Source organism: Microvirga sp. VF16, assembly GCF_016864375.1.
Lineage (GTDB): Bacteria > Pseudomonadota > Alphaproteobacteria > Rhizobiales > Beijerinckiaceae > Microvirga.
Genome location: NZ_CP069358.1, coordinates 425,753 through 449,956, shown reverse-complemented (window position 1 = coordinate 449,956; position 24,204 = coordinate 425,753). Strand labels below are relative to the sequence as shown.

General features: G+C 62.3%; 22 protein-coding genes and 2 pseudogenes. 14 read left to right on the top strand and 10 right to left on the bottom strand.

Translation table 11 applies throughout. The annotated features are described in order from the left end of the window. Positions 1 to 313: 313 nt before the first annotated feature. On the top strand, positions 314 to 1,105 hold the full coding sequence (locus tag JO965_RS44955) for a lytic transglycosylase domain-containing protein (protein WP_246777295.1): 792 nt from the start codon (positions 314 to 316) through the stop codon (positions 1,103 to 1,105). 215 nt (positions 1,106 to 1,320) lie between these two features. Here JO965_RS44955 and JO965_RS44950 read toward each other — a convergent pair whose 3' ends face one another. Both JO965_RS44950 and groEL read right to left on the bottom strand, forming a co-directional pair. Then, the gene (locus JO965_RS44950; RefSeq protein ID WP_203447598.1) at positions 1,321 to 1,800 is read right to left on the bottom strand and encodes a hypothetical protein; all 480 of its coding nucleotides are present in this window, start codon (positions 1,798 to 1,800) and stop codon (positions 1,321 to 1,323) included. A gap of 400 nt (positions 1,801 to 2,200) precedes the next feature. Further along, positions 2,201 to 3,007, bottom strand: a pseudogene (gene groEL, locus JO965_RS44945) (chaperonin GroEL); the annotation flags it as partial. A gap of 129 nt (positions 3,008 to 3,136) precedes the next feature. On the opposite strand from groEL, the gene JO965_RS44940 reads away from it, so the two are divergent. After that, positions 3,137 to 3,784: a Crp/Fnr family transcriptional regulator gene (locus tag JO965_RS44940; RefSeq protein ID WP_371827035.1), complete on the top strand. Its 648-nt coding sequence runs from the start codon at positions 3,137 to 3,139 to the stop codon at positions 3,782 to 3,784. Between the two features lie 93 nt (positions 3,785 to 3,877). Further along, positions 3,878 to 4,096 carry a dodecin gene (locus JO965_RS44935; RefSeq protein ID WP_203447597.1) on the top strand — a complete coding sequence of 73 codons (219 nt, stop codon included), beginning with the start codon at positions 3,878 to 3,880 and terminating at the stop codon, positions 4,094 to 4,096. 275 nt (positions 4,097 to 4,371) lie between these two features. On the opposite strand, the gene JO965_RS44930 is transcribed toward JO965_RS44935, so the two are convergent. Beyond that, positions 4,372 to 4,983 (bottom strand): TetR/AcrR family transcriptional regulator, encoded by a 612-nt coding sequence (locus JO965_RS44930; RefSeq protein ID WP_203447596.1) that lies wholly within the window; start codon positions 4,981 to 4,983, stop codon positions 4,372 to 4,374. A gap of 275 nt (positions 4,984 to 5,258) precedes the next feature. Between JO965_RS44930 and queC the strand changes: the two genes are divergently transcribed. From queC to JO965_RS44915, 3 genes are all read left to right on the top strand, one after another. Next, positions 5,259 to 5,975, top strand: a complete 717-nt coding sequence (gene queC, locus JO965_RS44925) for a 7-cyano-7-deazaguanine synthase QueC (RefSeq protein ID WP_203447595.1) — start codon at positions 5,259 to 5,261, stop codon at positions 5,973 to 5,975. A 46-nt stretch (positions 5,976 to 6,021) separates the two neighbouring features. Further along, positions 6,022 to 6,588: a VUT family protein gene (locus JO965_RS44920; protein ID WP_203447594.1), complete on the top strand. Its 567-nt coding sequence runs from the start codon at positions 6,022 to 6,024 to the stop codon at positions 6,586 to 6,588. Positions 6,589 to 6,712: 124 nt separating this feature from the next. Further along, positions 6,713 to 7,786: a DMT family transporter gene (locus tag JO965_RS44915; protein ID WP_246777294.1), complete on the top strand. Its 1,074-nt coding sequence runs from the start codon at positions 6,713 to 6,715 to the stop codon at positions 7,784 to 7,786. A 248-nt stretch (positions 7,787 to 8,034) separates the two neighbouring features. On the opposite strand, the gene JO965_RS44910 is transcribed toward JO965_RS44915, so the two are convergent. Beyond that, positions 8,035 to 8,241: a cold-shock protein gene (locus tag JO965_RS44910; RefSeq protein WP_203447593.1), complete on the bottom strand. Its 207-nt coding sequence runs from the start codon at positions 8,239 to 8,241 to the stop codon at positions 8,035 to 8,037. Positions 8,242 to 8,571: 330 nt separating this feature from the next. Here JO965_RS44910 and JO965_RS44905 point away from each other — a divergent pair, with 330 nt between their 5' ends. Together JO965_RS44905 and JO965_RS44900 are read left to right on the top strand one after the other, a co-directional pair. After that, positions 8,572 to 9,033: a MarR family winged helix-turn-helix transcriptional regulator gene (locus JO965_RS44905; RefSeq protein ID WP_203447592.1), complete on the top strand. Its 462-nt coding sequence runs from the start codon at positions 8,572 to 8,574 to the stop codon at positions 9,031 to 9,033. Further along, positions 9,030 to 10,331, top strand: a complete 1,302-nt coding sequence (locus JO965_RS44900) for a multidrug effflux MFS transporter (RefSeq protein ID WP_203447591.1) — start codon at positions 9,030 to 9,032, stop codon at positions 10,329 to 10,331. Before JO965_RS44905 ends, JO965_RS44900 begins: the two co-directional genes overlap by 4 nt. A 228-nt stretch (positions 10,332 to 10,559) precedes the next feature. Here JO965_RS44900 and istB read toward each other — a convergent pair whose 3' ends face one another. From istB to JO965_RS44885, 3 genes are all read right to left on the bottom strand, one after another. Further along, positions 10,560 to 11,366 carry an IS21-like element helper ATPase IstB gene (gene istB / locus JO965_RS44895; RefSeq protein ID WP_203447590.1) on the bottom strand — a complete coding sequence of 269 codons (807 nt, stop codon included), beginning with the start codon at positions 11,364 to 11,366 and terminating at the stop codon, positions 10,560 to 10,562. Beyond that, a complete protein-coding gene (istA, locus tag JO965_RS44890) occupies positions 11,363 to 12,844 on the bottom strand; it encodes an IS21 family transposase (RefSeq protein ID WP_246777293.1) in 1,482 nt (493 codons plus the stop codon). Before istA ends, istB begins: the two co-directional genes overlap by 4 nt. A gap of 111 nt (positions 12,845 to 12,955) precedes the next feature. Further along, positions 12,956 to 13,489 carry a hypothetical protein gene (locus JO965_RS44885; RefSeq protein WP_203447588.1) on the bottom strand — a complete coding sequence of 178 codons (534 nt, stop codon included), beginning with the start codon at positions 13,487 to 13,489 and terminating at the stop codon, positions 12,956 to 12,958. 263 nt (positions 13,490 to 13,752) lie between these two features. Between JO965_RS44885 and glgC the strand changes: the two genes are divergently transcribed. Further along, the gene (gene glgC / locus JO965_RS44880) at positions 13,753 to 15,012 is read left to right on the top strand and encodes a glucose-1-phosphate adenylyltransferase (protein WP_203447587.1); all 1,260 of its coding nucleotides are present in this window, start codon (positions 13,753 to 13,755) and stop codon (positions 15,010 to 15,012) included. A 215-nt stretch (positions 15,013 to 15,227) separates the two neighbouring features. Here glgC and JO965_RS48825 read toward each other — a convergent pair. From JO965_RS48825 to JO965_RS44865, 3 genes and pseudogenes are all read right to left on the bottom strand, one after another. Then, positions 15,228 to 15,500 (bottom strand): annotated as a pseudogene (locus tag JO965_RS48825) (HU family DNA-binding protein); the annotation flags it as partial. A 506-nt stretch (positions 15,501 to 16,006) separates the two neighbouring features. Beyond that, complete coding sequence (locus tag JO965_RS44870; RefSeq protein WP_203447585.1) at positions 16,007 to 16,345, bottom strand: hypothetical protein; 339 nt, start codon at positions 16,343 to 16,345, stop codon at positions 16,007 to 16,009. Positions 16,346 to 16,396: 51 nt separating this feature from the next. Next, positions 16,397 to 17,389: a tyrosine recombinase gene (locus tag JO965_RS44865; protein ID WP_203447584.1), complete on the bottom strand. Its 993-nt coding sequence runs from the start codon at positions 17,387 to 17,389 to the stop codon at positions 16,397 to 16,399. Between the two features lie 411 nt (positions 17,390 to 17,800). Between JO965_RS44865 and JO965_RS44860 the strand changes: the two genes are divergently transcribed. The 5 genes from JO965_RS44860 (at position 17,801) to JO965_RS44840 (ending at position 23,919) form a co-directional block, all read left to right on the top strand. After that, positions 17,801 to 18,148, top strand: coding sequence for a hypothetical protein (locus JO965_RS44860; RefSeq protein WP_203447583.1), 348 nt, complete (start codon positions 17,801 to 17,803; stop codon positions 18,146 to 18,148). 378 nt (positions 18,149 to 18,526) lie between these two features. Then, on the top strand, positions 18,527 to 19,822 hold the full coding sequence (locus JO965_RS44855; protein ID WP_203447582.1) for an ISNCY family transposase: 1,296 nt from the start codon (positions 18,527 to 18,529) through the stop codon (positions 19,820 to 19,822). 323 nt (positions 19,823 to 20,145) lie between these two features. Then, positions 20,146 to 21,333 (top strand): tyrosine-type recombinase/integrase, encoded by a 1,188-nt coding sequence (locus JO965_RS44850; RefSeq protein ID WP_203447581.1) that lies wholly within the window; start codon positions 20,146 to 20,148, stop codon positions 21,331 to 21,333. Next, the gene (locus JO965_RS44845; RefSeq protein WP_203447580.1) at positions 21,324 to 23,570 is read left to right on the top strand and encodes a tyrosine-type recombinase/integrase; all 2,247 of its coding nucleotides are present in this window, start codon (positions 21,324 to 21,326) and stop codon (positions 23,568 to 23,570) included. Before JO965_RS44850 ends, JO965_RS44845 begins: the two co-directional genes overlap by 10 nt. Continuing rightward, a complete protein-coding gene (locus JO965_RS44840) occupies positions 23,461 to 23,919 on the top strand; it encodes a DUF6262 family protein (protein ID WP_246777292.1) in 459 nt (152 codons plus the stop codon). The genes JO965_RS44845 and JO965_RS44840 overlap by 110 nt, the downstream gene beginning before the upstream one ends. Positions 23,920 to 24,204 lie beyond the last annotated feature (285 nt).

The window sequence follows — 24,204 nt, the reverse complement described above, 5'->3', positions numbered from 1 at the left end:
CGAAGATAAGACGGTCGGGCAACGGAACCGACGTGAGCCGCGAATCACACGTCGTTCGCCGACAGCTTGACGATGCCATCAGGGGCCTGTCGTGTGCCGAGTTCTCGTCGAACTCAGCCTGTTTGCCTCTACGGTTCGGAATACCACTATAAACGATCCCTCAACACATTTGCGAAAAGCTGAGTAGAGCGCCACCCTCAAGGGATCATGGCCTATGTTCAGTTTGTGTCTTGTCGCCTGCACGACAGTGCTCCTCGTGCTATTTCCAAATTCAGGATCAGCCGAGCCTGACTTTAATGTCCTTGAGATTGATGTGGATTGGCAGCTTGCGTCGCTTCCCCTGCCTCCCGATCTTGAGCCGATCGAAACACCCACCGTACTGGAGATTTCTTCTCCTTCCCCTGCACTCAAAGATCGCTCCGCGTACTTGCCTGCGATTGCCGAGGAGGCTGCAGCCAACAGGGTGCCGCCGGCTCTTGTCGATGCAGTGGTGCGGATCGAGAGCCGGTACGATTCGACCGCCGTTGGCAGCATCGGCGAGATCGGGCTCATGCAGGTGAGACCCAAGACCGCCGCGTTGCTGGGCTTTCAGGGAACCTCCGCCGAATTGGCCGAGCCGAGAACCAATCTCCGCTACGGCGTGGGGTACTTGGCGAAAGCGTGGCGCCTCGCTGGAGGCGGCCTATGTCGCGCGCTGATGAAGTACCGCGCGGGGCACGCCTCGGAGCAGATGAGCGCCCTCAGCATCGAGTACTGCAGAAGGGCCCGCCTGCATCTTGCCGCTATTGGAATAGAGATTGAAAATCCAACTAGGATACTTGCACAGCCAGTGATCCAGACGCGCGGCCAAGACGTTGAACGCAAGCGCCTGGCGAAGCGTACAAGCGCGCCTGCCACGGTCCCTCGGCTCCGCTCCCACAGGCGGATCGGTTTCAGCAGGCTGCAACAGGATGTGGGAAGAGCCAACAAGACATGGCATATGCAGGATCGCGCCGGCGGATCGGCGCGTCAGAAAGCTCGCCTCGCCCAGATTGGATCCCGAACGCCATCTCGAGCAATCCGTCAGAAACTGGCAACGCCGAAACATTGGATCGCCTTCCGTTAGTGCAGTGGCGATCTCAAGCGGTGGCCTGCTCCTTCATAGGTTGTACCAACACAGATCATCGGCAGCGCAACGGAGCTCGCATGCCTCGCACCATCGGCAGTTCCAAGGCGCTCCTGCATGATTCTGTTTGAAGTCAGAGTTCGTGACGCGAGCAATAGAAGAGCGCTGCCTAATCATGGCAGCGCTCGCTTTGATTTGTCCGACCCGGACTCAGGCTATTGAACTGACCCCTTCATCAGCTCAGGAATTTCTTCGGCAAGCGGTTCAGCTCCTGGAGGAGGGGAAGTGTCCTTCGCGGCTTTCAGGAGGCCAGATGTCTCAAGCGAGCGGCTGAGAGCGACAATGACGTCGTCAGCAGCAGACCCATTGTTTGCCTTCGTGACTGGCTGGGATTGATCCAGCAGATCGAGCACCGCCTCGACCTGCTGGCTTGAGAGCGGCACCTCGTGATGCGTCTGCAGGCCATTCAGCGCGATATAGCGCCATTCGTACGTGTACTCGGCGGTCACCTCGGGGCCGAACCAAGTCGGAACCTCAAAGGCTTCTGCCTGCTGAGCGTCGGCGAACTCGATGGTGATAAGATCAAAGGGGCTCGGATACACGACACGGTCAAGCTGTATCGCATGGCTGAGGCCGCTTTGAAGGGACAGGTGGAGGCGGTCGTAGGAGATCTGCCCGATGCAGAGACCAAACAAGGCTTCGGCATGATCGCGCGGAAGGGGAGCAAGCTTTTCCTCCAGGTCCCCTGACTAATCCTGCCCTGACAAGACAAAATGAGCTTGATCAGCCTCCAGCCGAATCAATTGGTCTTTGCCGGGCTGGGACGAGAGATAACTCTCAACGATCTGACGGTCGACTCCGCGCTCTCTCGCAATAAGACGAGCGATGCATGGAGACACAAGGAAGCGTCGAACATTCTTCATGAAAGCACCTGGGAACAACATGACTCTGGGAACACATGACGCATCGTCTGCTCCAAACGGTTTACAAAGAATGAGCGCATCGTTTTCCGGGGATCAGCGCCGTGTGATCCAACGCAAATGAAAAGCCCCGGATCGCTCCGGGGCCCTTCTTGTGTCGTGCTGGAGACGAGGCTTAGAAACCGCCCATGCCACCCATGCCGCCGCCCATACCACCGGGCATGGCCGGAGCAGCGTCATTCTTCGGCGTCTCGGCAACCATGGCCTCGGTGGTGACCAGAAGACCAGCCACCGACGCTGCATTCTGCAGAGCCGTGCGGACGACCTTGGCCGGGTCCACGATGCCGGCCTGAAGCAGATCCACGAACTCTTCCGTCTGGGCGTTGAAGCCGAAGGTGTCGGACTTCGTGTTGTCGTTGATCTTGCCGACGACGACCGATCCTTCGACACCGGCGTTCTCGGCAATCTGGCGGATCGGGGCCTCAAGGGCGCGCAGAACGATGCTGATGCCCGCTTTCACGTCGGCATTGTCGGAGGTCAGCTTCTGAACGGCAGCCTTGGCGCGCAACAGAGCCGTGCCGCCGCCGGGAACGATGCCCTCTTCCACCGCAGCGCGGGTCGCATGCAGCGCATCGTCAACGCGGTCCTTCTTCTCCTTCACCTCGATCTCGGTCGCGCCGCCGACGCGGATCACCGCGACGCCGCCTGCGAGCTTGGCCAGACGCTCCTGCAGCTTCTCACGGTCGTAGTCCGAGGTGGTCTCCTCGATCTGCGCCTTGATCTGCTGCACGCGGGCTTCGATGTCCTGCGTAGACCCAGCACCATCGATGATCGTGGTGTTCTCCTTCTCGATGCGGACGCGCTTCGCGCGGCCGAGCATGTCGAGGGTGACGTTCTCGAGCTTGATGCCGAGGTCTTCGGAGATCGTCTGGCCGGCGGTCAGGATCGCGATGTCCTCGAGCATGGCCTTGCGGCGGTCGCCGATATCTGCGCCATTGCTCCCGCTCCAAAGGTCGATTACCGGGCCAACCGGCTCCTGGCGGCGCTGGAGCCGGACGACTTTGCAGCGCTCGAGCCCCACCTGCACGGGATCAGCCTGCGCCAGGATCAGGTGCTGTACGAGGCCGGCGATCCCCTGCGCCATGCCACCTTTCCTCATAACACGGTGGTGTCGCTGGTGGCCGTGTTGAAGGATGGCCGCTCGGCCGAGATGGCGGTCTATGGCCGGGAAGGGGCCTTGGGTCTCGTCAGCTCCATGACAGCCCGCCAATCCTTTGGGCGCTACATCGTACAAGCCGGCGGCACCGCCTCGCAGATTGAGTTAGATCGCCTGCACGAGGTGATCGGCACCCGTCCGAAGGTGCGCCAGCTTGTGCTGCACTTTGCCGAAGCGATGATGGCCCGGGTGCTGCAGAATGTGGCCTGCAACGCGGTCCACAGCGTCGAGGCCCGGTGCTGCCGTTGGATCCTGAGCATGCACGACCGGCTGGATCGGGACACCGTGCCGCTCACGCACGAGTTCCTGGCCGATATGCTGGGGGTGCAGCGCTCCACCGTCAGCAGCATCACGCGAGCACTGCAGGCGGCGGGGCTGATCCGGCAGGGCCGGGGCGTGATCACCGTGATAGATCGGGCCGGCCTCGAGCAAACCTCCTGCGAGTGCTACGGTACGGTGCGCCGCAGCTTCGAGCGACTGCTGCCTCACACCTACAGGAACACCTCGACCCCTGACCTGCGCCAGCCGCGCCGGTGCTCCTGATCATCATGGTACCTTGATTGTTGGGAGCCGGCAGGCCTCGCAGGCGACGGTGTCTGCGCTACCTGGGATCTGGATAGGAGAGGGGAGCGTGTGATGTCCGATCACGTCTACAAGATTGTTGAACTCGTGGGCTCGTCGCCGAATAGCATCGAGGATGCGATCCAAACCGCGATCAAGCGTGCCGATCAGACCTTGCGCAACCTGCGCTGGTTTGAGGTGGTACAAACCCGCGGGCACGTGGAGAACGGCGAGGTTCACCATTATCAGGTCGTGCTCAAGGCCGGTTTTACGCTGGAAGGCGAAGGGCCATAGCGGGGTGCAGCGAGCGAATGCTTTTCGCCTATTAAAGCGATGGCGCTCGGCGGGTTTTTTTACCGTCGATAATCAGTGGGTTTGCGTTTATCGATGATGTTGGAGGACTCTGGTGTATTGAGAGCCACAACTCCTCTTCCGCCAAAGCGCATTGACATGATCGGGACCTGGCGCAGCCCCTGCAAGCGTAGGCTCATGGATGTGCTACCTCGAGCAGCACGAAGGATGGATTCCGCGCCTCCAAATCCGGCTCGTCCGCCCTGCGCCTGGAGGCTCTACTCAGCGATTCCTCTGAGGAGCAGGCGCTTGACCGCCTGGACGATCCGCTCGTGCTCCTCCTCCGAAAAAGGGCTGAGGTCATGCATCTCGAGGCTGTTCATACCCTCAATGGCCAGCCAGCCCAGAAGCGCCGCATCCAAATCGTCCGATGTGGCTTTCAGGTTCTCCAGGGTCGCCTTGATGACCTCGCGCACGGGATCGAGCAGGTGCGGGTTCTCGGCCGAGGCGGCCAGCATGCCATTCGCGACCTCCTTCGTCCTGCCCTGACGTAGCTTGAGCAGCGCCGCCGTGCACGGGCGGGCTTCCAGGTTGCGCCCGGGCTCGGCCTGAGCGCGGAGGGACTCCCGCTCCGCCGACACCTCATCCACGAGGCGCTGGACCATGGCCTGAAGCAGCGCCTCCTTGGTGGGAAAGTTGTAGAGAAGCCCACCCTTGCTGAGCCCGGCCCGTTCGGCCACGGTGTCGAGCGTCAGCCGCCCCGAACCCATCTCGCTTACCAGCTCCGCAGCCGCGTCGAGAATTTTCTCACGGGAGCTCTTTCGGCCTCGAACCCGTCCCGCCATGCACCACTCTTGCCCTGAAGCGTCCAGCCGAAAATCCTTCGCCATATCGGTGTCCCTCCTGCCAGCGTCAAGACGAGAGCATGACTCCGCGGCGGAGGGTCTCGGCGCGGTCCTGTCGTGCAATCGAGGTCAGGCTTTTGGAAGAGCGTATGCCGGAATGTATTCTCGTTGACACGTGCACCCGCCTCGGTCCTTATGCCGTGACGCAGATGGGGTGAGAGCTTGGTGAAGCCACGCATTCACGTCTTCCCTCTGCTCAACGTTCGTCGGCACGTGAGCCGACCCGGTCGCAGCCTACCCGGTCAAAACAAGGAGTTCTGGTGAAGACCCTCGTCGTCTGTTCCGGCGGATTGGACTCCGTCACGCTCGCGCACAAAGTCGCGGCTGAGCACACGCTCACGCGCCTGGTATCCTTCGACTATGGCCAGCGCCACAAAAAGGAACTCGACGCCGCGCGGGCCTGCGCGGTTTGCCTCGCTGTGCCGCACGACACCGTCGACATTACCGCAGTCGGGCACCGATTAACGGGATCGGCCCTCACCAGCGGGGAGCCTGTTCCAGAGGGGCATTATGCCGAAGAGACGATGCGGATCACGGTCGTGCCGAACCGCAACGCCATCATGCTGGCGATTGCCTTCGGCGTCGCTGCTGCCGACCAGGTCGAGGCGGTGGCGGCCGCGGTCCATGGTGGCGACCACTTCATCTACCCGGATTGTCGCCCGGACTTCATCGAGAGCTTCGAGACCATGCAGCGCCATGCGCTGGAGGGGATCGCTCGCATCGCGCTCTACACTCCCTTCGTGCGGCTCAACAAAGCCGACATCGTGCGTGAAGGCGCCCGGTTGGGCGTGTCCTTTGCCGATACCTGGTCCTGCTACCAGGGTGGCGAGCGTCATTGCGGGCGTTGCGGCACCTGTGTCGAGCGGCGCGAGGCCTTTCATCTCGCCGGTATCGAGGATCCAACCTCGTATGAGGATCCGGACTACTGGATCGAAGCCTGTCGCGAGCACCAAGCCGGGCAGCCGCCTCAGGCTTAGCCAGAGCAACCACACTGGTGACATGAATTCTGTGGAGGACACGACCATGACGCCTGCTCAACGGCGCCGGATTGAGGGGATCGCATTTCTCGCGGGCTTTACGGCCTGCATCCCGGCGGCCAACTGGCTCGTCGGCCATGTCGGAACGGCCTGCGTTCCGGACGGCCCATGTCTCATCCCCATCGCCCCTGGCCTGGCAGCCCCCAGTGGTGTGCTCGTGGTTGGCCTGGCCCTCGTACTGCGCGACCTCGTGCAGCGGCGTCTGGGGCGGTACTGGGCGCTGGCGGCCATCGGCGTTGGTGCAATTCTCTCAGCTGTTCTTGCGCCTCCATCCCTTATTCTCGCATCGACAGCGGCGTTTCTGTTGTCCGAATTGGCGGATTTGGGTGTCTACACGCCGTTGCAGCAGCGGGGCCTGATCCTGGCAGTGGTCGCGAGCAGTGTCGTGGGGCTGATCATCGACAGTGCCGTTTTCCTGTACTTGGCATTCGGCAGCCTCGAGTTCCTGCTGCCGCAGATCCTTGGCAAAGTCTGGATGGTGCTGCTGAGCATTCCGATGATGGCTTGGCTGCGCGAGCACGACGCGCGGATCGGCATGCCCGTGCGGACCTGATTGGGCATGGCAGGAACCTTTGCCACGTCATGCGGCTGGCGCAGGTGTGCCCCGCGCGAGGCTAGAAGCCCAGTTCACGCAAGATTCAGCAGCGTCGGTCCATCGTGCCGGCGCAACAGAGCGCGTGAAGCCCCATGCTCTCGCCGAGATCTTCCACGCACCCATGAGCCCTCCTTCCTCAGTCTCCGCCGTCGCCGACTGTCCCGCCATCACTGAGGTCGTCCCCGCGAGACCGAGCACGAAGAGCAGCGCTCCTGCCAGGGACGCGACCTTCGCCGCCATCGGCCTGGCCCTTCTATCGACCGTCTTCTTCGCCATGGGCGATGTTGCTGCGAAGGTGCTGACAGGCACGCTGCCTGCGATCGAAGTCGCCTGGCTGCGCTACCTCATTTTCGGCTTGGTGGTCGTTCCAACGGTGTTCGTCGCACGCGGCACGGGGGCGATGCACACGCCGCGCCTGCGCCTCCAGATCATTCGGGCGCTGGCGGTCGCAGGCTCAGCCGTGCTCTTCATCCTCGGACTGAGCTACCTCCAGGTGGCCGAGGCAACGGCGATCAACTTCATCTCGCCGATCTTCATCACCGCCCTGTCGATCCCGCTTCTTGGCGAGAAGGTGGGTATCCGGCGCTGGGCCGCGGTGGCAGTGGGCTTCCTTGGCGTGATGCTCGTCGTGCAGCCTGGCGGCTCGGCCTTCCAGGTGGCTGCCCTGCTGCCGATTGGCGCAGCGCTCGCCTGGGCTTTGGCCGCCATTGCCACCCGCCTGATGAGCTCTGAACGGCCTGAGGCGACCCTGGCGTGGTCGGCTGTGATCGGGCTAGTTGCTCTGACAGCCTTTGTGCCGTTCCACTGGCGCACACCCACTGCTGGTGAGATCGGCTTGGCCGTCCTGATGGGCAGCTGCTCGACCATGGGCCACTGGCTCATCATCCTGGCCTATCGCAAGGCCGCGGCGTCTATCATCGCGCCCTTCTCCTATGTACAGCTCCTATTCGCCGGGCTGCTCGGCTTCGCCGTCTTCGGCACAATCCCGGGGGTCATGACCCTCGCCGGCGGGCTCGTCATCGCGGCGAGCGGTCTCTACACGGCCCACCGGGAGCGCATCCGGGCCAGGGAGGCAAGGCTTGCGGCTGCCGGGATCCGCCGCCCCTACGTTGCTCACAAGACTCCGTCCAAGAGCTTGCCCAAGGATGCTGCTTGAGACTGCTGGTACCGATCTCACTTCTCTGATTGCGAGGACACGATGCTCGGCCGCTCCTCGTCTCGACTCCGGATCGTTGCACCGTCGGCATTCTTGGCTGCGCGCGCTCAGCATCGCCGATCAGTTCAGGCTGTTTGTGCCTGTCAAGTAACCAAGTATAGCAACAGGGTCGGGCGCAGCAAAAAAGCCGCCCCCAAAACAGGAGCGGCTGATCAGCAAGCGGGGCGGCCCACTCCATATGGGAGGCCTTAGACCTTCAGGTCGACAGCCGATTCCTTGCCGGTCCGGCGGTCCGCCTGAACCTCGTAGGAGACCTTCTGCCCGTCATTGAGGCCTCGAAGGCCGGCGCGCTCGACAGCGCTGATGTGAACGAAGACATCCTTGCCGCCCGTATCAGGCGTAATGAAGCCGTAGCCCTTGCTCTCGTTGAACCATTTAACAGTGCCAGTCGCCATTCTCGTCTCGAGTCCCTCGTGTTTCCCTCTGGTGGAACAGCATGCGCCACCCTTCGATGATCGATCATCACGTGAGGAAGGCTAGTTGGGCAAGGGAACCGTGGCAATAAAGTGGCGAGCTCCGGATTAATGAGAGGCAGCGCAGCGTCCCGGAGCGCCGCCGAAGAGGCTGCACGTTCAAATCAGATCAGGTAGGGCCAACCGAGTGCCGCTGGCCCGAACACCCATCCGGATTTGGTTGGCTCGGAGCATACAATCATACTGGTGGCGCAGGTCAGGGTTGTGCGCCGGCAGCCTTCTCGATTTAGTAAGGATCCTCGATAATAAGAGATGCTTACTAAATATACTGAAGAGACGATCGGCCTCCTGCTGGTGGACGGGGCACGGCTTCTGCGCCTCCAGATCGATCGGGCCTTTGAGGAGGCTGGTCTGGGACTGACGGCCGGCGAAGCCCGTACCTTGGCGTATGTTGCCCTCTATCCAGCCTCACGCCAGACCGCTCTCGCGGCTCAGATGAATGTCGAGCCCATGACGCTCGTCATCTTTCTCGACAGATTGGAAAGCCGGGGCCTGATCGCGCGGGAGCCGGATCCCACAGATCGACGCGCCAAAATCGTGCAGCTTGCCCCGGATGCACAATCGACCCTCAAGCAGATTCAGAGGATCACGAGGCAGGTCCAGGATGGGGCTCTGCAGGACTTCCATCCCGAAGAGGTTGAGATGCTCCGGACCCTGCTGAAGCGCATGCGGGCGAATCTTGCTAGCCGCGAGCCGGGGAGGGGGCAGGCATGAAGCCCCTCATGTCCGAGACCCGTACCGCTGTAATTGGGGCGCTCATCGTGGCCCTCGGCTCCGTCAGCATGGCGCTCTACACACCCGCGATGCCCACGCTTGTTGAGGTGCTGCACACCACACCGGCGGCCATCAAGATGTCGTTGTCGGTCTATCTGTTTGGCTTTGCCTTTGCCCAGCTGGTCTGCGGGCCCCTCTCTGATGCCTTTGGCCGGCGGCCGGTCGCCCTCGGATTCTTCTCCGTCTATGTCGTGGGCAGTGTCATTGCCGTCTTTTCGCCTTCGATCACCTGGCTGCTGATCGGGCGAGCCCTGCAAGGCATCGGCGTCGCCGCGGGCGTGGCGATCTCACGCGCGATCGTGCGCGACCAGTTCACCGGTCAGAGCTCAGCGCGCATCATGAACCTGATCGGTTTGATGCTGGCGGTTGGACCCGCAGTCTCGCCGACCATCGGTGGCGTGCTCCTGAGCACCCTGGGCTGGCATGCGATCTTTCTCATCATGGTGGTCTACGGCCTCGTCGCCCTGCTGGTGATGGGCTTGTGGTGCGTCGAGACCAATGCCGCCCCTGATCCCACACAAGCCTATCCGGGCCAGGTCCTGCGGAACTATGCCATGCTCCTGATGGACAAAGGCTTCATGCGCGGGAGCCTCGTCCTCGGGTGCGCGGTCGGCGCGTTCTATACCATGGCGGTCATTCTTCCCTTCGTGCTGATGGAGAAGATCGGACTGACACCAACCCAGTTCGGTCTGGTGATGCTGATGCAGACCGGCTCCTATGCTCTGGGGGCAACGGTCACGGGCCGACTGCTGCGTCGGATTGAGGTGATGCGCCTGGTCCCAATCGGGCTGATGCTCGTTGCGGTGTCAGCCTTGGGGTTTGGCCTTGGCCTGCGCCTTCTGCCGCTCTCCCTGTATACGGCCATGGGCCCAGTTCTGATCTGGGCCTTCGGCAGCGCGCTGGTGATCCCAGGTGCGACCACGGGCGCCCTGGCGGGCTTTCCGAAGGTGGCCGGTGCGGCCTCGGCTCTGGCCGGCTTTCTGCAGATTGGCGTTGGGCTCTCTGGCACTGCCGTTGCGGCTCTGCTCTTCAGCGATCCCCTGACGGCGTTGGCGACGGTGATGCCCGGCATGGCTCTCCTCGCGCTGCTGGCGCACTTTGCGCTCGCCTCAAAGCGCAAAAGCCCATTGTTCGCGGTTGCCGCAGAGGAACTGGAAACGGCAGTCGATCCGGCGGGAGTTGTCGGCGCTGGCGGTGAGGAGATCGAACGGGTGGTGCACCGGGGCAGGCGGGGATGAAAGTCTCGGAAAACAGAAACATGCCCTCACAAGCGGTCTCGGGACTGGCACAAGCCACCCGTTTGTCAATCCAGTGAACTTTGACGTTCGCGTCGCAACTATTGCGCGACAATCTGGATTGGGAGCGCGCGGCGATCAGGATGGTGATTGGCTGTCGCGGCGGGCATGATGATTGTCGCGCCGCGACACAGATGCAAGCGCTTTCTTGATTGTCGCTGCGAGCGTCAATCAGGATGAGGTCTTGATTGTCGCGCGCGTCGGCGGGCGTCCCGGTCCCCGTTTACGCTCGATGGCGGTTCGGCGGCGATAGCTCTCGACATTCATCTCAAAGATCGTCGCGTGGTGCACCAAACGATCGACCGCGGCGAGTGTCATCGCCTGATCCGGAAAGATCTTTCCCCATTCGCCGAAGGGCTGATTGGCCGTAATCAAGAGCGAGCGACGCTCGTACCGGGCGCCGATGAGTTCAAAGATGACGCTGGTTTCTGCCTGATCCTTGCTGACATAGGCGAGGTCATCGAGGATCAGCAGATGGTACTTGTCGAGTTTGGCAATCGCCGCCTCGAGCTGAAGATCCCGCCGTGCTGTCTGGAGCTTCTGCACCAGGTCGGTGGTGCGGGTGAACAGCACCCGCCAGCCGTTCTCCACCAGAGCCAAGCCCAGCGCGGCCGCCAGGTGCGATTTGCCGCCGCCGGGCGGGCCGAACATCAACAGATTGGCGCCCTTCTCGAGCCAACTGTCCCCGGCCGCCAGCGCCATCACCTGGGCCTTGCTGATCATTGGTACCGCGGAGAAGTCGAAGCCGTCGAGGGTCTTGCCGGGAGGAAGACGGGCCTCGTCGAGATGGCGCTGGATGCGCCGGCTGGCGCGCTCGGCCATCTCGTGCTCGGCCAGAGCCGCCAGGAAGCGGGCCGCCGGCCAGCCTTCCTTGTCGGCGCGGGCGGCGAAGTCCGGCCAGATCGTCTTGATGGCCGGAAGCCGCAGGTCGTTGAGCGCCAGGCTCAGGCGGCCGGCATCAATATCGGGGCTCGTCATGCGATCTCTCCCTGATGCCCGCCGGCAAGCTCCTCGTAGGCGCTGAGCGGGGCATAGGAGACCACAATGTCGGGCACGGCACCGGCATCCGGACTGAACAGCACGCGCAAGCTCTTGAGATCCGGCAGCCGGCCGGCCGTCAGATCCGCATCGAGGCGCGCGGCGAGTTCGGCCTCGCAGGCGCGCTCGTGCGCCAGGGCGAGCAGATCCACCATGGTGCGGCAGGCGACCCGGGCAGGCAGTTTGGCGCACATCGCCTCGAAGGCACGGACGTAGACCTGTCGGGGGAAGAGCTGGTCACGATAGACCAGCCCCATCAAGGCCATGGGCTTGCGTCTGAGCGAGTGGATCACGTGCCGGTAATCGACCACATGCCCGTGCCGGCCGTTGGGATGGGCCCGCCCGCGCGGCAGCGTCATCTGGTGCGTGCCACCGAGATAGACCTCGAGGCGATCGTCAAAGAGCCTCACGCGTAGCCGATGGCCGATCAGGCGCGAGGGCACGCTGTAGAACACCTTGCGCAGGACAAAGCCGCTGGTCGAGGTCACCGTGACGATGGCATCCTCGTAATCGGCGGTGCGCCGGTCCGGCAGGTCCTGAAGGGCAGCGCGCTCGACCTCGATGCGCGGAGTATTGCGGGCATTGCGGCGCCCGACCACCTCGTCGACGAAGCGGCGGTAGGCACAAAGATCGGCGAAGTCGCGTGAGCCGCGCAGCAGCAGGGCGTCCTCGATCACCTTCTTGAGATGGCCGTGCACGCTCTCGATGGCGCCGTTCTCGTGCGCGATGCCCGTATTGTTGCGGCTCGGCTCCATGCCGTAATGGCTGCACAGGGCATCGTAGCGCCGGGTCAGGTCGTCGCGGGCGTCACGATCGAGATTGCGGAAGGCCGCCGAGAGGCTGTCGCTGCGGTGCTCGCGTAGAGCGCCGCCGAGTGCCCAGAGGGCATTCTGCAGCCCCTCGGCCAGCGCGACATAGCTCTCACCGCCGAGCACCACGTGGGCATGCTCGAAGCCGGAATAGGCGAGCCGGAAGTGATAGAGCCGGTGATCGAGGGGCTGGCCGGCGACCGCGACGGCCAGATCGGCCATGTCGGTAAAGTCGGACAGGCCCATGCGTCCGGGCTCGTGCACCTGGCGGAAGATGACTTCCTGCTCGGGGCCATGCAGGGCGCGCCAGGAACGGACGCGGCGCTCCAGAGTGCGGCGGATACCGGTGCCGAGCTCGGGATGGCGGCGGATGATCTCCTCGAAGAGAGCCACGGGGCGCAGGCTCGGGGCTGATTGGAGCAGAGGAACGATCTCGCTGTCCCAGACGCGTGCGAGCGGGTCGGGGCGCCGGCGCCCGCGTGGGGCTTTCCTGTGCGAGGGCAGGCGCGGGTCCTTGTCGATGCGAGAGGCGGTGGAGGGACTGAAGCCGGCTTTGGCAGCGGCGATCGGGGCGGTGTTGGTTTGGCGAAACTTCATGTACAGCCTCATCTGGCAGTCGGTGATATGGCGGCCGGGCAAAGGGTGGATTCCTCATTGGCGTGAAGACATCCAATCCTTAGCCGGTCGGCCACGACTGCCAGACGGTGTGGTCCTGACGGATCACACCGTCGCCGCTCTCGCTCCCCTGAAGAAGCGACAGCGGCCTCGCACCTCATCCTGATTGCCGATCAACTGCCATCCTGATCGCCGCGCGGCACGCAACGCCGCTATGACGTCCACCGGCGGTACGCCGCGATGCCACAGGACATAGACGGTGCGGTAGCGCGGTGGTGCAAGGCCAGCAGCGCGGCACGCAGCAACAGCCTGATCATGCGCGTTGCGAATGCTGCCAAATGGCGCTGCATCGCCCTGCTTCCAACCCGAGGGGCGATGGCTCAGGATGGCCCGCCAGATAACCACCAGTTTCAGGTGCGGAAAGCTGCGGCCTTTGCGTGTGGTCTTTGGTCTGGAGGCGAGTCTCGACCCATGCTTTGCGCGTCCTCGGGCCAGCACGAAGCGACGCTGCAGGGCACGGTGGGTGAGATCGTGACCCTCATCATCCGGGGTTGCGCCACGCTGTTCCGCATCGCGCAAGGCCGCCCTTAACCGTGCGATCCGCCACGCCGGAATGATGTCGAAGGGTGCTGCGTTCATCTCATTCCGCCCTTGGCTCGTTCCTCTCCTACCATGCCGGGTCGAAAGTCGCTCCACTCCGTTTTTCGATTATCGACAACTCCATCCAGAGGAGTTCCGCAAACGGCTTTGGCATGTCTGGGTGGAACTCACAATGAACCCCTGATGGCGTAAGGCGCCGGCTCTGGCGGATATCCTCCCTTGCTCCTGAGGAACTTCCGCTCATTTCTGAGCATAGAAGCTGAGCGGGCCAGAAGAGCCCTGCTTGAATGGGAGGAATGCTGATGCCGACGAGCCTTGCCTCTGTCCCGCTCGCACGCCGTACCATGGCCTATGTTCTGGCCGGCGGGCGCGGTAGCCGCCTCCTTGAGCTCACCGACAAGCGGGTCAAGCCGGCCGTGTACTTCGGAGCCAAGTCCCGCATCATCGACTTTGCCCTCTCAAACGCGCTGAACTCCGGCATCCGTCACATCGCGGTGGCCACCCAGTACAAGGCCCACAGCCTGATCCGCCACCTGCAGCGCGGCTGGAATTTCTTCCGCTCCGAGCGCAATGAGAGCTTCGATATCCTGCCGGCCAGCCAGCGCGTGTCAGAGACGATGTGGTATGAAGGCACGGCCGATGCGGTCTACCAGAACATCGACATCATCGAGAGCTATGCCCCCGAGTACATCGTGATCCTGGCCGGCGATCACATCTACAAGATGGACTATGAAGTCATGCTCCAGCAGCATGTGAGCCAGGGCGCCGATGTGACCGTCGGCTGTCTCGAGGTGCCACGCATGGAAGCGACCGGTTTCGGCGTGATGGCCATCGACGAGACCGACCGCATCATCTCGTTCCTGGAAAAGCCCGCCGATCCGCCGGGCATGCCGGACAAGCCCGACATGGCGCTGGCCAGCATGGGCATCTATGTCTTCTCCACCCGGTTTCTGCTGGACCAACTCCAGCGAGATGCCGCCGAGCCGGGCTCCAGCCGCGACTTCGGCAAGGACATCATTCCGTACCTGGTGGAGCATGGCAAAGCGGTCGCGCACCGGTTTACGCACTCGTGTGTTCGGTCGTCCGCTGAGGCGGAGGCCTACTGGCGGGATGTCGGCACGCTCGATGCCTACTGGGCGGCCAACATCGATCTGACTCAGGCGGCTCCGGGCTTGGATCTGTACGACACGGACTGGCCGATCTGGACCTATGCCGAGATTACCCCACCGGCCAAGCTGACGCGGAATGGGTCCGGCCAAGGGGAGGCGATCGACAGCATCCTATCCGGCGGCTGCATCGTATCAGGAGCAGTCTTGCGGCGGTCGCTCCTGTTTACCGGAGCCCGTGTTCATTCAGGCGCCCATCTGGAGGAAACGGTGGTGCTGCCCGGGGCTGAGATCGCCCACTCGGCCCGGCTGTCCAAGGTCATCGTTGATCGTGGCGTGCGCATCCCAGAAGGGCTTGTGGTGGGAGAGGCTCCGGATCGTGACGCGCGACGCTTCCGGCGCACGGACAGTGGTGTCTGCTTGATCACCCAACCCATGCTCGATCGGCTCGAATAGCAATCCTGGGCTTACCCTCTGTCTGTTGATCGGCCGCAGGCGCTATCGGGCCCAGAATCTCGTATGAGCTGCAGCCTGACAATTCCATCGTCATGGCTCGCACTCGCTGTTGTGGCGACGAAAGTGACAGAGACTTGAGCGTCGACGTGACGAACATTGTCAGCAGCAGTCGATGACCTTGCTTCTTTTATGTTCTGCCGCCGGAGCGATATGGGATTGAGTCGCTGATGCATCTCCTTGGCAGCCTTGAACGCAGGGACGAGTTTCTCTGAAACAGAAACTGGATTTTTGGTGCGCGGGTTGCAGCCTATTCGAGCCGCATGCTTGCGCAACGCGAACGTTCCGAAGCCACGCAGCTCAACCCGGTCGCCTCGGGCAAGCCCATCGCGAATGGCGTGAAGGATGGCATCCACAATCTTTTCGAAATCATGGCGAGACAAATGTGGATCGTGCTCGGCGAGCTTCTGGACCAGTTCGGACTTGATCATGGTGGCGGACTTCTTCGTTGTGGCGTCGCCCTTTCGAAAGGCTGTCAGCACACTGAGGGGCCGTCAAGTCATCTTCCGTAGCCATCAGATCTCATACCACCCAGCATTAGCCCGGTTGATGTGTCTGATCTCCGTGCCATGAGGCTTCATCCCTACGCATGTCTTCTGTCAGGATTTTTGACTCAGTCTAAGCTTCGTGAAACATGCCACGCGGCTGACTCGGTAAACTAAAGACCCTGTCTGGCGCCGGCAGCTAACGTCAAACGGGAAGCAATGCTGATGGCATTATCGGCATGCCTCGATACTAAAACGGTGAAAGACGAGAATGGGCAGCGTGTCGACAAGCATCTTCTCCTCGCCCGCTCATGTCCAGCTGTGGGCGCGACGCGGTGAGATCACGGAGATGGAGGACATGCTCGAAATCCCTTTCATTCAGGTGACAAGCCCTGTGTGTTCCGTTGGGTGTTGAGCCGCAGAGGCACATAGACCTGTCTACCTGCAGCGGATCACCGTTGCGCGTGTTGGCCTTGGATCATCGCCGCAATCTCCGGCCTGTTCTCAGCCAACCAGTGCATCGCGTCAGACTGGTTGACGCTGCAATCCAGCGCAGCCCAGGTGGGGTCCTCCAGTGACTCCTCCCGCAGCCGCGTGGCTGCATATTTTACAAGCTGATGCAGACCCTCATAGCCGGGGTGCGCTTCAAGACCGTCCGCAACCCACGCACTGGACCAACCGTCCTTAGCAAGGTGCAGGATGCTCTGCCGGTCAGCCTCAGCAAACCATGGTGTCGCGTCAAACTCGAGAGCCAGAGCGTTGTCGGCGGTGTGGCACGAGGCTCGGATCATCACGCACCTCCTGGATCAGCTATCTGGCACCTATTCTACCACAGGCCAGCGTCAGGACTGCACTGACGCAGCTGTGTTCCCAAGCCGGGGTGGGGGATCGTCCTGCTCCTGCTCATTGAGCGGGTGGAGGTCGCGGACCATGTGGTGGAGGCGGGCGGTGTCAAGATGGGTGTAGATCTGGGTGGTCTCGATGCCGGCGTGTCCCAGCAGTTCCTGCAGCACGCGCAGGTCGGTACCGCCGGAATGCATATGGGTGGCAAAGGCATGCCGCAGCACGTGAGGGGAGACCCGCTCGGGGCTGGCCAGCCCTGCCGCCACACCGGCCTCCTTGATCTCGAGCAGGGCCGCCTGGCGTGTCAGCGCCTTGGCGCCGTTGCGCACCGGGTGGAATAGCCAGGGGGAGGGGGCTTCCCCGGAATAGGTGCGGGCCAGCCTCTGCCACTGGGCAAGGGCCTCGATCGCCCGCTCATGCAGCGGCACCAGCCGCTGTTTGTCGCCCTTGCCACGTACCACCAGCATGCGGGTGCCCGCCGGTGCGGCATCGGCGGGCAAGGACAGGGCCTCGCTGATGCGCATGCCGGAGGCATAGAGGGTCTCGAACAGGGCAGCCCTGCGGGCATAGCCGGCCTGCCGGTACAACCCGACCGAGGAATCGGCCGCCAGCCGGTGCGCCGTCTCCAGGAGCGCTTCGGTCTCAGCCACAGACAGGACGAAGGGCAGCTTCCGCGCCCGCTTCATGGTCGACAGATGAGCTGTCGGGTCTCGGGAGCCGAGTTCCTCGGCGATCAGGAACTTGTGCAGGCCGCGCGCCACCGTGATCCTGCGGGCCACGGTCGAGCCGGCGTAGCCGCGCCCATCGAGAGCAGCGATGTAGTCCCGGATCTGCTCCAGGCCGACCTCGTCCAGGCCAAGGCTGTTCTCATCAAGCCAGGCAAGGTAGCAGTTCAGATCATCGGTGTAGGTGGCGATGGTACCCGCCGAAGCCCCGAGCTCCGTGGCCAAGGCATCGAGCCAGAGTTGGGCCAGCCGTCGATTGGTGCGCATCCTGTCCTCCTGAAGAGGCGCACCATGCCACAGCACCGGTTACAGACTTCTTGTCAAAATCAATGTCGACGAAATTTTCGGCCCAATCAGGCGCATGATCGGTGGCATCATGCCCGGTGGCAACGTCGCTGATCTGGACAGCGGGGAGCCGCGCCCCTCTATCCACATGCCCGCTGGGCCTCATGCTTGACGCTGATCGTATCCGATGTGAAGTTGAAGCAACTGCAGGACATCAACGGGGCCGATGCCGAGGCAGAAGGGGTCGAATGTGAGACCGCCGACCCGCCGTTCTGGTATGTGCCCTAGAGTCAATCGCACAGCCTGACCGCAGTTGGTATCGAAGAACCCAACGATCATCGCGGTCACCGTCACTGTCTACCAGTGCAACATCGACCAGATGGAGCAGGCGGCATGACGCCGGAGCGCTTCGCCTTGATGCAGCAACTGCTGTACAATGCGAAATTCGACTGGACCGATGGCGACACGGCGTATCTGCATGAGCCGGTCGATTTCATTCCGCGCTATCCCAAGAACAGCGTCGTGGCGGATCTGCCGCGGATCAGAAAGATCGCTTTCACCTTGCATAAGGACCGTGTCGCAATGGTCGACCGCTCCGGCTCCCCGCTGACACCCTCGTTCATGATCGCCTGGGTGGAAGCGGAAGGCTACGTGATCCAGGCTTCCGCCTTCGATGACGATGGGAATGGCGTGGCGCAAGATATGATCGGTTGCCCATGCCCAAAGTGCCGGGATCGATGAGCAAATATGTCCCTGAAATCATTACAGCGCCCGATCTTCCTTAAGAGGAATGGACTGCCGAGCCATATCTGCTCAAAACCGATATCGTCCAAGCAGAGGCTATTCTCGTCGAGAAAAACCAGCCAGATCGTCGATGTAGATATCGATGGTACCGGCAGAGGCTCCGAACTCGGTTGCCAGAGCTGAGCCAGCCGCTGGTTGGTCCGCATGAAATCCTCCCGATCGGGAGCAACATGGCACGGCATCCGTTACGGACTTCTTGTCAAAACAGATGTTATGCGATTAGCTCTTGTAGAACACCGTTAGAAAGGTCACCACCTTCCCCGTTACAAATGTCACTCATCCTGTGTGGCGAGGTTCCGCGGAGTTTGGCGAGTGATGACGGTGTTGACGATGAGTCGACCAGAGATCGACCGGGTTCATGTTCTCAAGGATTTGGTGGCGGAACGAATTACGGTACGGGAGGCAGCCCAGTTGCTCCGGATCACACGACGGCAGGTTTTTCGGCTCCTGAAGGCTTACCGTGACCAAGGGCCGGCAGCTCTCATCTCGAAGAAGCGTGGCAAGCCGAGCAACCGCTCCTACCCGCCGGTCCTGCGCAGCGAGGCTCTGGCGCTGATCAAAGCGAACTACGCCGACTTCGGGCCAACGCTGGCCGCCGAGAAGCTCTCCGAGCGGCACGGCCTGCATCTAGGCGTCGAGACGGTGCGGCGCTGGATGATCACCGATGGCATCTGGCAGGATCGGCGCCAGCGGCTCAAGCCCGTGCACCAGCCGCGCTACCGCCGGGAATGCGTGGGTGAGCTCGTTCAGATCGACGGCTCCGAGCACTGGTGGTTCGAGGACCGCGGTCCGCAATGCACCCTGATCGTCTTCATCGACGATGCCACGAGCCGGCTGATGTACCTGCGCTTCGTCGAGACGGAATCGACCTTCGACTATTTCCATGCCGCCCGCACCTATCTGGAGCAGTACGGCAAGCCGGTGGCGTTCTACTCGGACAAGCATGCCACGTTCCGGGTCAACAAGGTCGGCGCCACCCAGGGCGATGGCATGACGCAGTTCGGGCGAGCCCTGCATCAGCTCAACATCGACATCATCTGCGCCAATGCTCCGCAGGCCAAAGGGCGCGTCGAGCGTGCCAACGGCACCCTGCAGGACCGGCTGGTCAAGGAGATGCGCCTGGAGGGGATCTCGACCATGGAGGCGGCCAATGCGTTCCTGCCGGCCTTCATAGAGGATTACAACCGCCGCTTTGCCAAGGCGCCGTTCAGCGACAGGGATCTGCACCGTCCGCTCAACGAGCATGACGATCTCGACGACGTGTTCGCCTGGAAGGAGGAGCGCACGGTGACCTACAACCTGACGCTCCAGTACGACAAGGTGATGTTCATCCTCGAGCCCAACGAGATCACGCGGCCTCTGGCCCGCCAGCGGGTGACGGTCTACGACTATCCAGACGGACGGTTTGAGATCAAGCACAAGGGCATCTGCCTGCCCTACCGGATTTACGACAAGCTGCGCCAGGTCGACCAGGCGGCGATTGTCGAGAATAAGCGGCTCGGGCCGATCTTGGCCTATGTCGCCGAGCGGCAGAAGGAACTCGACATGAAGCGCAGCCAGAAAGCACCGCGCCGGCAGGGGCAGGGCAAGAGCATCTTCAAGGTCGGCTGAAGCCTCCTGCAGCCCTCCTGTTTACAGCAACAAACTCGAGCAGATTTAATCCTTTTCCGAGTTAAGCTGGATGTTCTCAGAACCCTGCCCTGCAAACCTGACCAGCTGTGCAGGGTTCTGAGAACACCGTTAGCGCCATACGACAATGACTATACTGGTGATATCTCTAACGGGGCCAAGCAGAGACTTGTCTAACGAGTTCTGACAGCTCTAGGATCTTTCTTCATGTCAACGACGTAATCCACGCACCACCTTAGGGCATTTGCTGCCCGTTGTGGACGAGATTAGCTTCAGGCTGTCCACAACGTGGTTGGAGCGCGCTCATGCATCTCCAGCGCATCGTTCTGCCCAGTGGCCGGATCACCTGGACCGCCTATGACGGCGACGCGGTTGTCGCCGAGATCCGCGACTTCGTCATCTATCTCGAAGCCCGGCACTACGCGCCTCGCTCCGTCAGCCATTACGCCCGGCACGCTGTCAGGCTCGGCAACTATCTCGCGGCCCTCGGCAAGAGCTTCCGCGAGATCACGGCCACGGATCTCGACCGCTTCATTCCAGCCGTCGCCAAGGCTGGCCGGAAGCTCGATGCCCGAACCGCCATGACGATCATTCCACTGCGGCCAGAGCATGTGGAGGTCTCGGCCAGCCTGCACAATCAGATCCTGTTTGGCATCAAGGCCTTCTACGCCTTTCTGAAGCTCCGGGATGCAACGGTGCTCTTCGACACGATCGCGAAGCCACGTGCCTATGCTCCCGAGGCTTATCAGCCGTTTCTGGCGCATGTGGCCGCCCGCAAGGCCCGTCGCAAGGCAGAGAGCCGCTCCGATGCTGACGCTATGGCGGCTGCCGCCAAGCGGGCCGCCGACCACCGTTTGAAGCCGGAGCAGGTCGTGCGGATCATCCAGGCGGCTGCGTTGATGCGCGATGCGTTCCTCGTAGTCGTCCTTTACACAACCGGCATGCGGATCGGCGAGGCGCGGGGTTTGCTGCATGAGGATATCCGCCTCGATGAGAACCTGATCTGGGTCACGCCGCGCGCTCTCGAGAACCGCGCCAGGGTCAAGAGCGGCCATCCCCGGCCGATCCCGGTGCCGGACTTCCTCATGCGGATGTACGAGGACTACGTCGCCAGCGACGAGTACCTGCCCGCTTTTGAGGCCGGAACGGACTACGTGTTCTGCAATCTGGCCGGCGGGTTGATCGGGCGCGGGCTGTCCGAGAGCAATGTCTACGACATTCAGGGGCGGCTGGCGAAGGCCTCGGGCGTTGCATTCACTTGGCACATGTTCCGGCATTCCCATGCCAGCGAAGCCATCGCCCAAGGCTACAGCCTGCTCGATGTCGCCGACCGGCTCGGCCATGCCAGTCCGCAGACCACGAACGCGATCTACAAACACCTGTTCAACGCCGAGTACCGCAAGATGCGCCTCAGGAGCCATGAGGAACTCGAGGGACGGCTCAGCGATCTGCGGCGTCGAACGCTGACGCAGGAGCAGGTCAAATGGCTATGAAGATCGTCGTCACGAACGAGCCGCAGGACGCTTACCTCGGCGGCCTTCAGGCCTTCATTGCCAGCGTCAGCCCCCTCCTCCTCAAGCGCGATCGCTGGGGCTATCACACCCTGGAAAAGTGCTTCGGCATTGACGGCGTCTCAGCGCTCTACACGCCACCCAAGTTCCCGCCACGGACGCGGCAGAGACTGCGTCAGGAGGCTCTGGCGCTGGCCGCCGATCCGCGCTCGGACGATCGCTTCCTGGGCGGCGTCGGCTTCGACTTCACGAGTGTTCCCGAACCGTATCGGACCGAGCTCAAGGCTTATTTTACATGGCGGCTGGCCCGCTCGCAGAGCCGGCACTACGACTGGTACGCCCGGGCCGTGCGCCTCATCCCGTTCTGTGCCGATCTGGCCGATCCAACCCGACGGCCCGCAACAGTGAATGTGCGCCCGTGCCTGATCGACTTCGGGGATCCGCTTGAGGATGGTGACGGCAACGGCAGCACGCGGCTGGCGCAGGTGATGCGGGAGTGGTTCCAGTCTCAAGGATACAGCACACGAGAGTACATCGGGGAATGGCGCCTCCGGGGCGGCGAGGGCACGTTGGCTAAGAACGTCTATCGCAACTTCACGCCAGCAAACTCCCTGGTGCGGACGCTCCTGATCCTGCGGGAGAAGGCCAAGCCCCTCGAGACCAGGGATCTCATCCTGTTCGAAGATGTGTATCCGGCCGACGAGGTTCCGGAGAGCAAACGGACGGAGCCCTACTTCCACTTCTACAAGCTTCGCTCTCTCTGGCTGCGCGATGCCGCGCGGCGCTATATTTTGAGCAAGATCGCGTACAAAGAACTCTCTGCCACGACCCTGGTGAGCTATGTCAAAAGGTTGTCGCAACTCGACGAGTGCTTGCATGAGCTGCACTCTGCGCCGAAGCCAAAGCATGTGACGCAGGAGTTTGTCGATCACACCTTCCTGGCCTGGGGCAAGGAGAGGGGCTTCGTCGGGCAGAACTGGTACGCCGATCCGATCAACCTGCTCAAATGGGCGTCAGCCCACCTGCCCGCTTTGGGCTGGTCACGTCTCTCCTTCGATCCACGCAACATTCGCCGGGTGCATAGCTACCATCCGAAGGGCCGCCACTACGAGCGCAAGTTCGAAGAAGCGTTGGTTCCGGAGGAGGTGGTGGAGCAGATGTTTGCCCGGTTCGACACCCTGCCCCCAGTCTGCAAGCGGCTGCTGATCATCGTCCGCTACACCGGCATGCGCTGCCATGATCTTCACCATCTTGGCCTCAGTTGTCTGAAGCCCGATCCGGACGATGACCGCTTCATGCTGCTGACATTCTATCAATCGAAGGTGAAGCAGTGGAACACCAAGCCACTGCACAAGGACGACGCGGCCCATGCCTTGGTCATCCAGGCAATCGAGGAGCAGCGCGCAGAAGGTCGCCGGCAATGGGGCCGGGCCACTGAGTATCTGTTCCCGCACCGGCTCGGCGATAAGGAAGTCGCTCTCGACAGCAACCGGACCCGCGAGATCATCGGTCGATGGTGCATCGACAACGGCATCCGCGACACGACGGGAAAGCTGTACGACTTCGGCTGGCATGACTTCCGGCACTTCTACGGTACCGAAATGGCGCTGGCCGGCTATGACATCCACCTGATCCAGATGGAACTGGGCCATGCCTCGGCCGACATGAGCCTCGTGTATGTGAACCGCCGCCTCAAGTTGCGCAAGAAGGCTCTTCTGGAAAAGGGCGGCGGCAAGTTCGTCACCATCAAGGGCGAGGTGGATGACAAGATTGCCGAACTCGCGATCCGGAAAGATGCGGCCCTGGCAGTCGATATTCCCGGCGGTCTGTGCTCCCTCCCCGGCCAGATTGGCGAATGGTGCGAGCACAATGGGGCGTGCTTCACCTGCGTCTACTTCCGGGCCGATGTGGAGCAGTTACCCTTTTTTGAGCGGGAGAAGCGTTCAATGGCGTCAAGCTTGAAACGCCTGCAGGCAGAGGTGACCGACTTCGAGCAGAAGGGGCAGCTGCGCATGGCCGAGATCGGCCGCAGGCGGATCGGGCGCACTGAGGATGGCATGGCGAACCTCGCCACGATCATCAGCACGATCAAAACGGAAGGGGTGTACGGTGGGAGCCATCGGAAGTATCGGGGGGCTGCTTGCGGCAGCGGAGCAGCGCAGTGTGGGAAAACGGCGCCTGGTCGAGGAGACCATCACGGAGATGCGTCGCCGCGGTGAGGTGATCACCTTTAAAACGGTGGCCGAGCAGGCGAGGGTGAGCCGCCAGTATCTCTACACCCACTTCAAGGACACCATCGAGCAGCTCCGCACCGATGGGCAGCATCAGGCGGTCGTGGTGGAAGGCGAGACGGTCCCTGCCCGCTCCGCCGGCCGGGCGGCCACGATCGAGCTGGCGCTGCGCAACAAGATCAGTCGCCTGGAGCAGGAATTGACGGAGCTTCGCAAGGAGAAGACGGCGCTGGAGCGGCGCTTCGAAAAGGCTCTTGGCGAAGCGGAAGAATGGCGCAGCCGGCATCAGGCTGCCGTCACGGAGTTACTGGAGACGCGCAGCCATTCGAAGGGTTGAGTGTGAGATCGTCATAGCCGATGACGGAGAGACCCGTCATCGGCTATGCGAGACTCAAGGCCGGAGGCACGCGCAGCGGTCAAGAATGCGCAGCACCGCCAGAGGCGGCGGGCCGAAGGCCCGTTCTTGACGGCGAGCATGCCGAAGGCACTTCCACCCTGCCCTCACTCTGGACATGTCCACGACGTCTAAGCTCCTGAATCCAAAGCTGTATCAGGCTGGGCCTAAAGCTAAATGGAACCTAAACCGGCGTCGAAATCTGCGGTTACGTCGGGTCTGAGAACA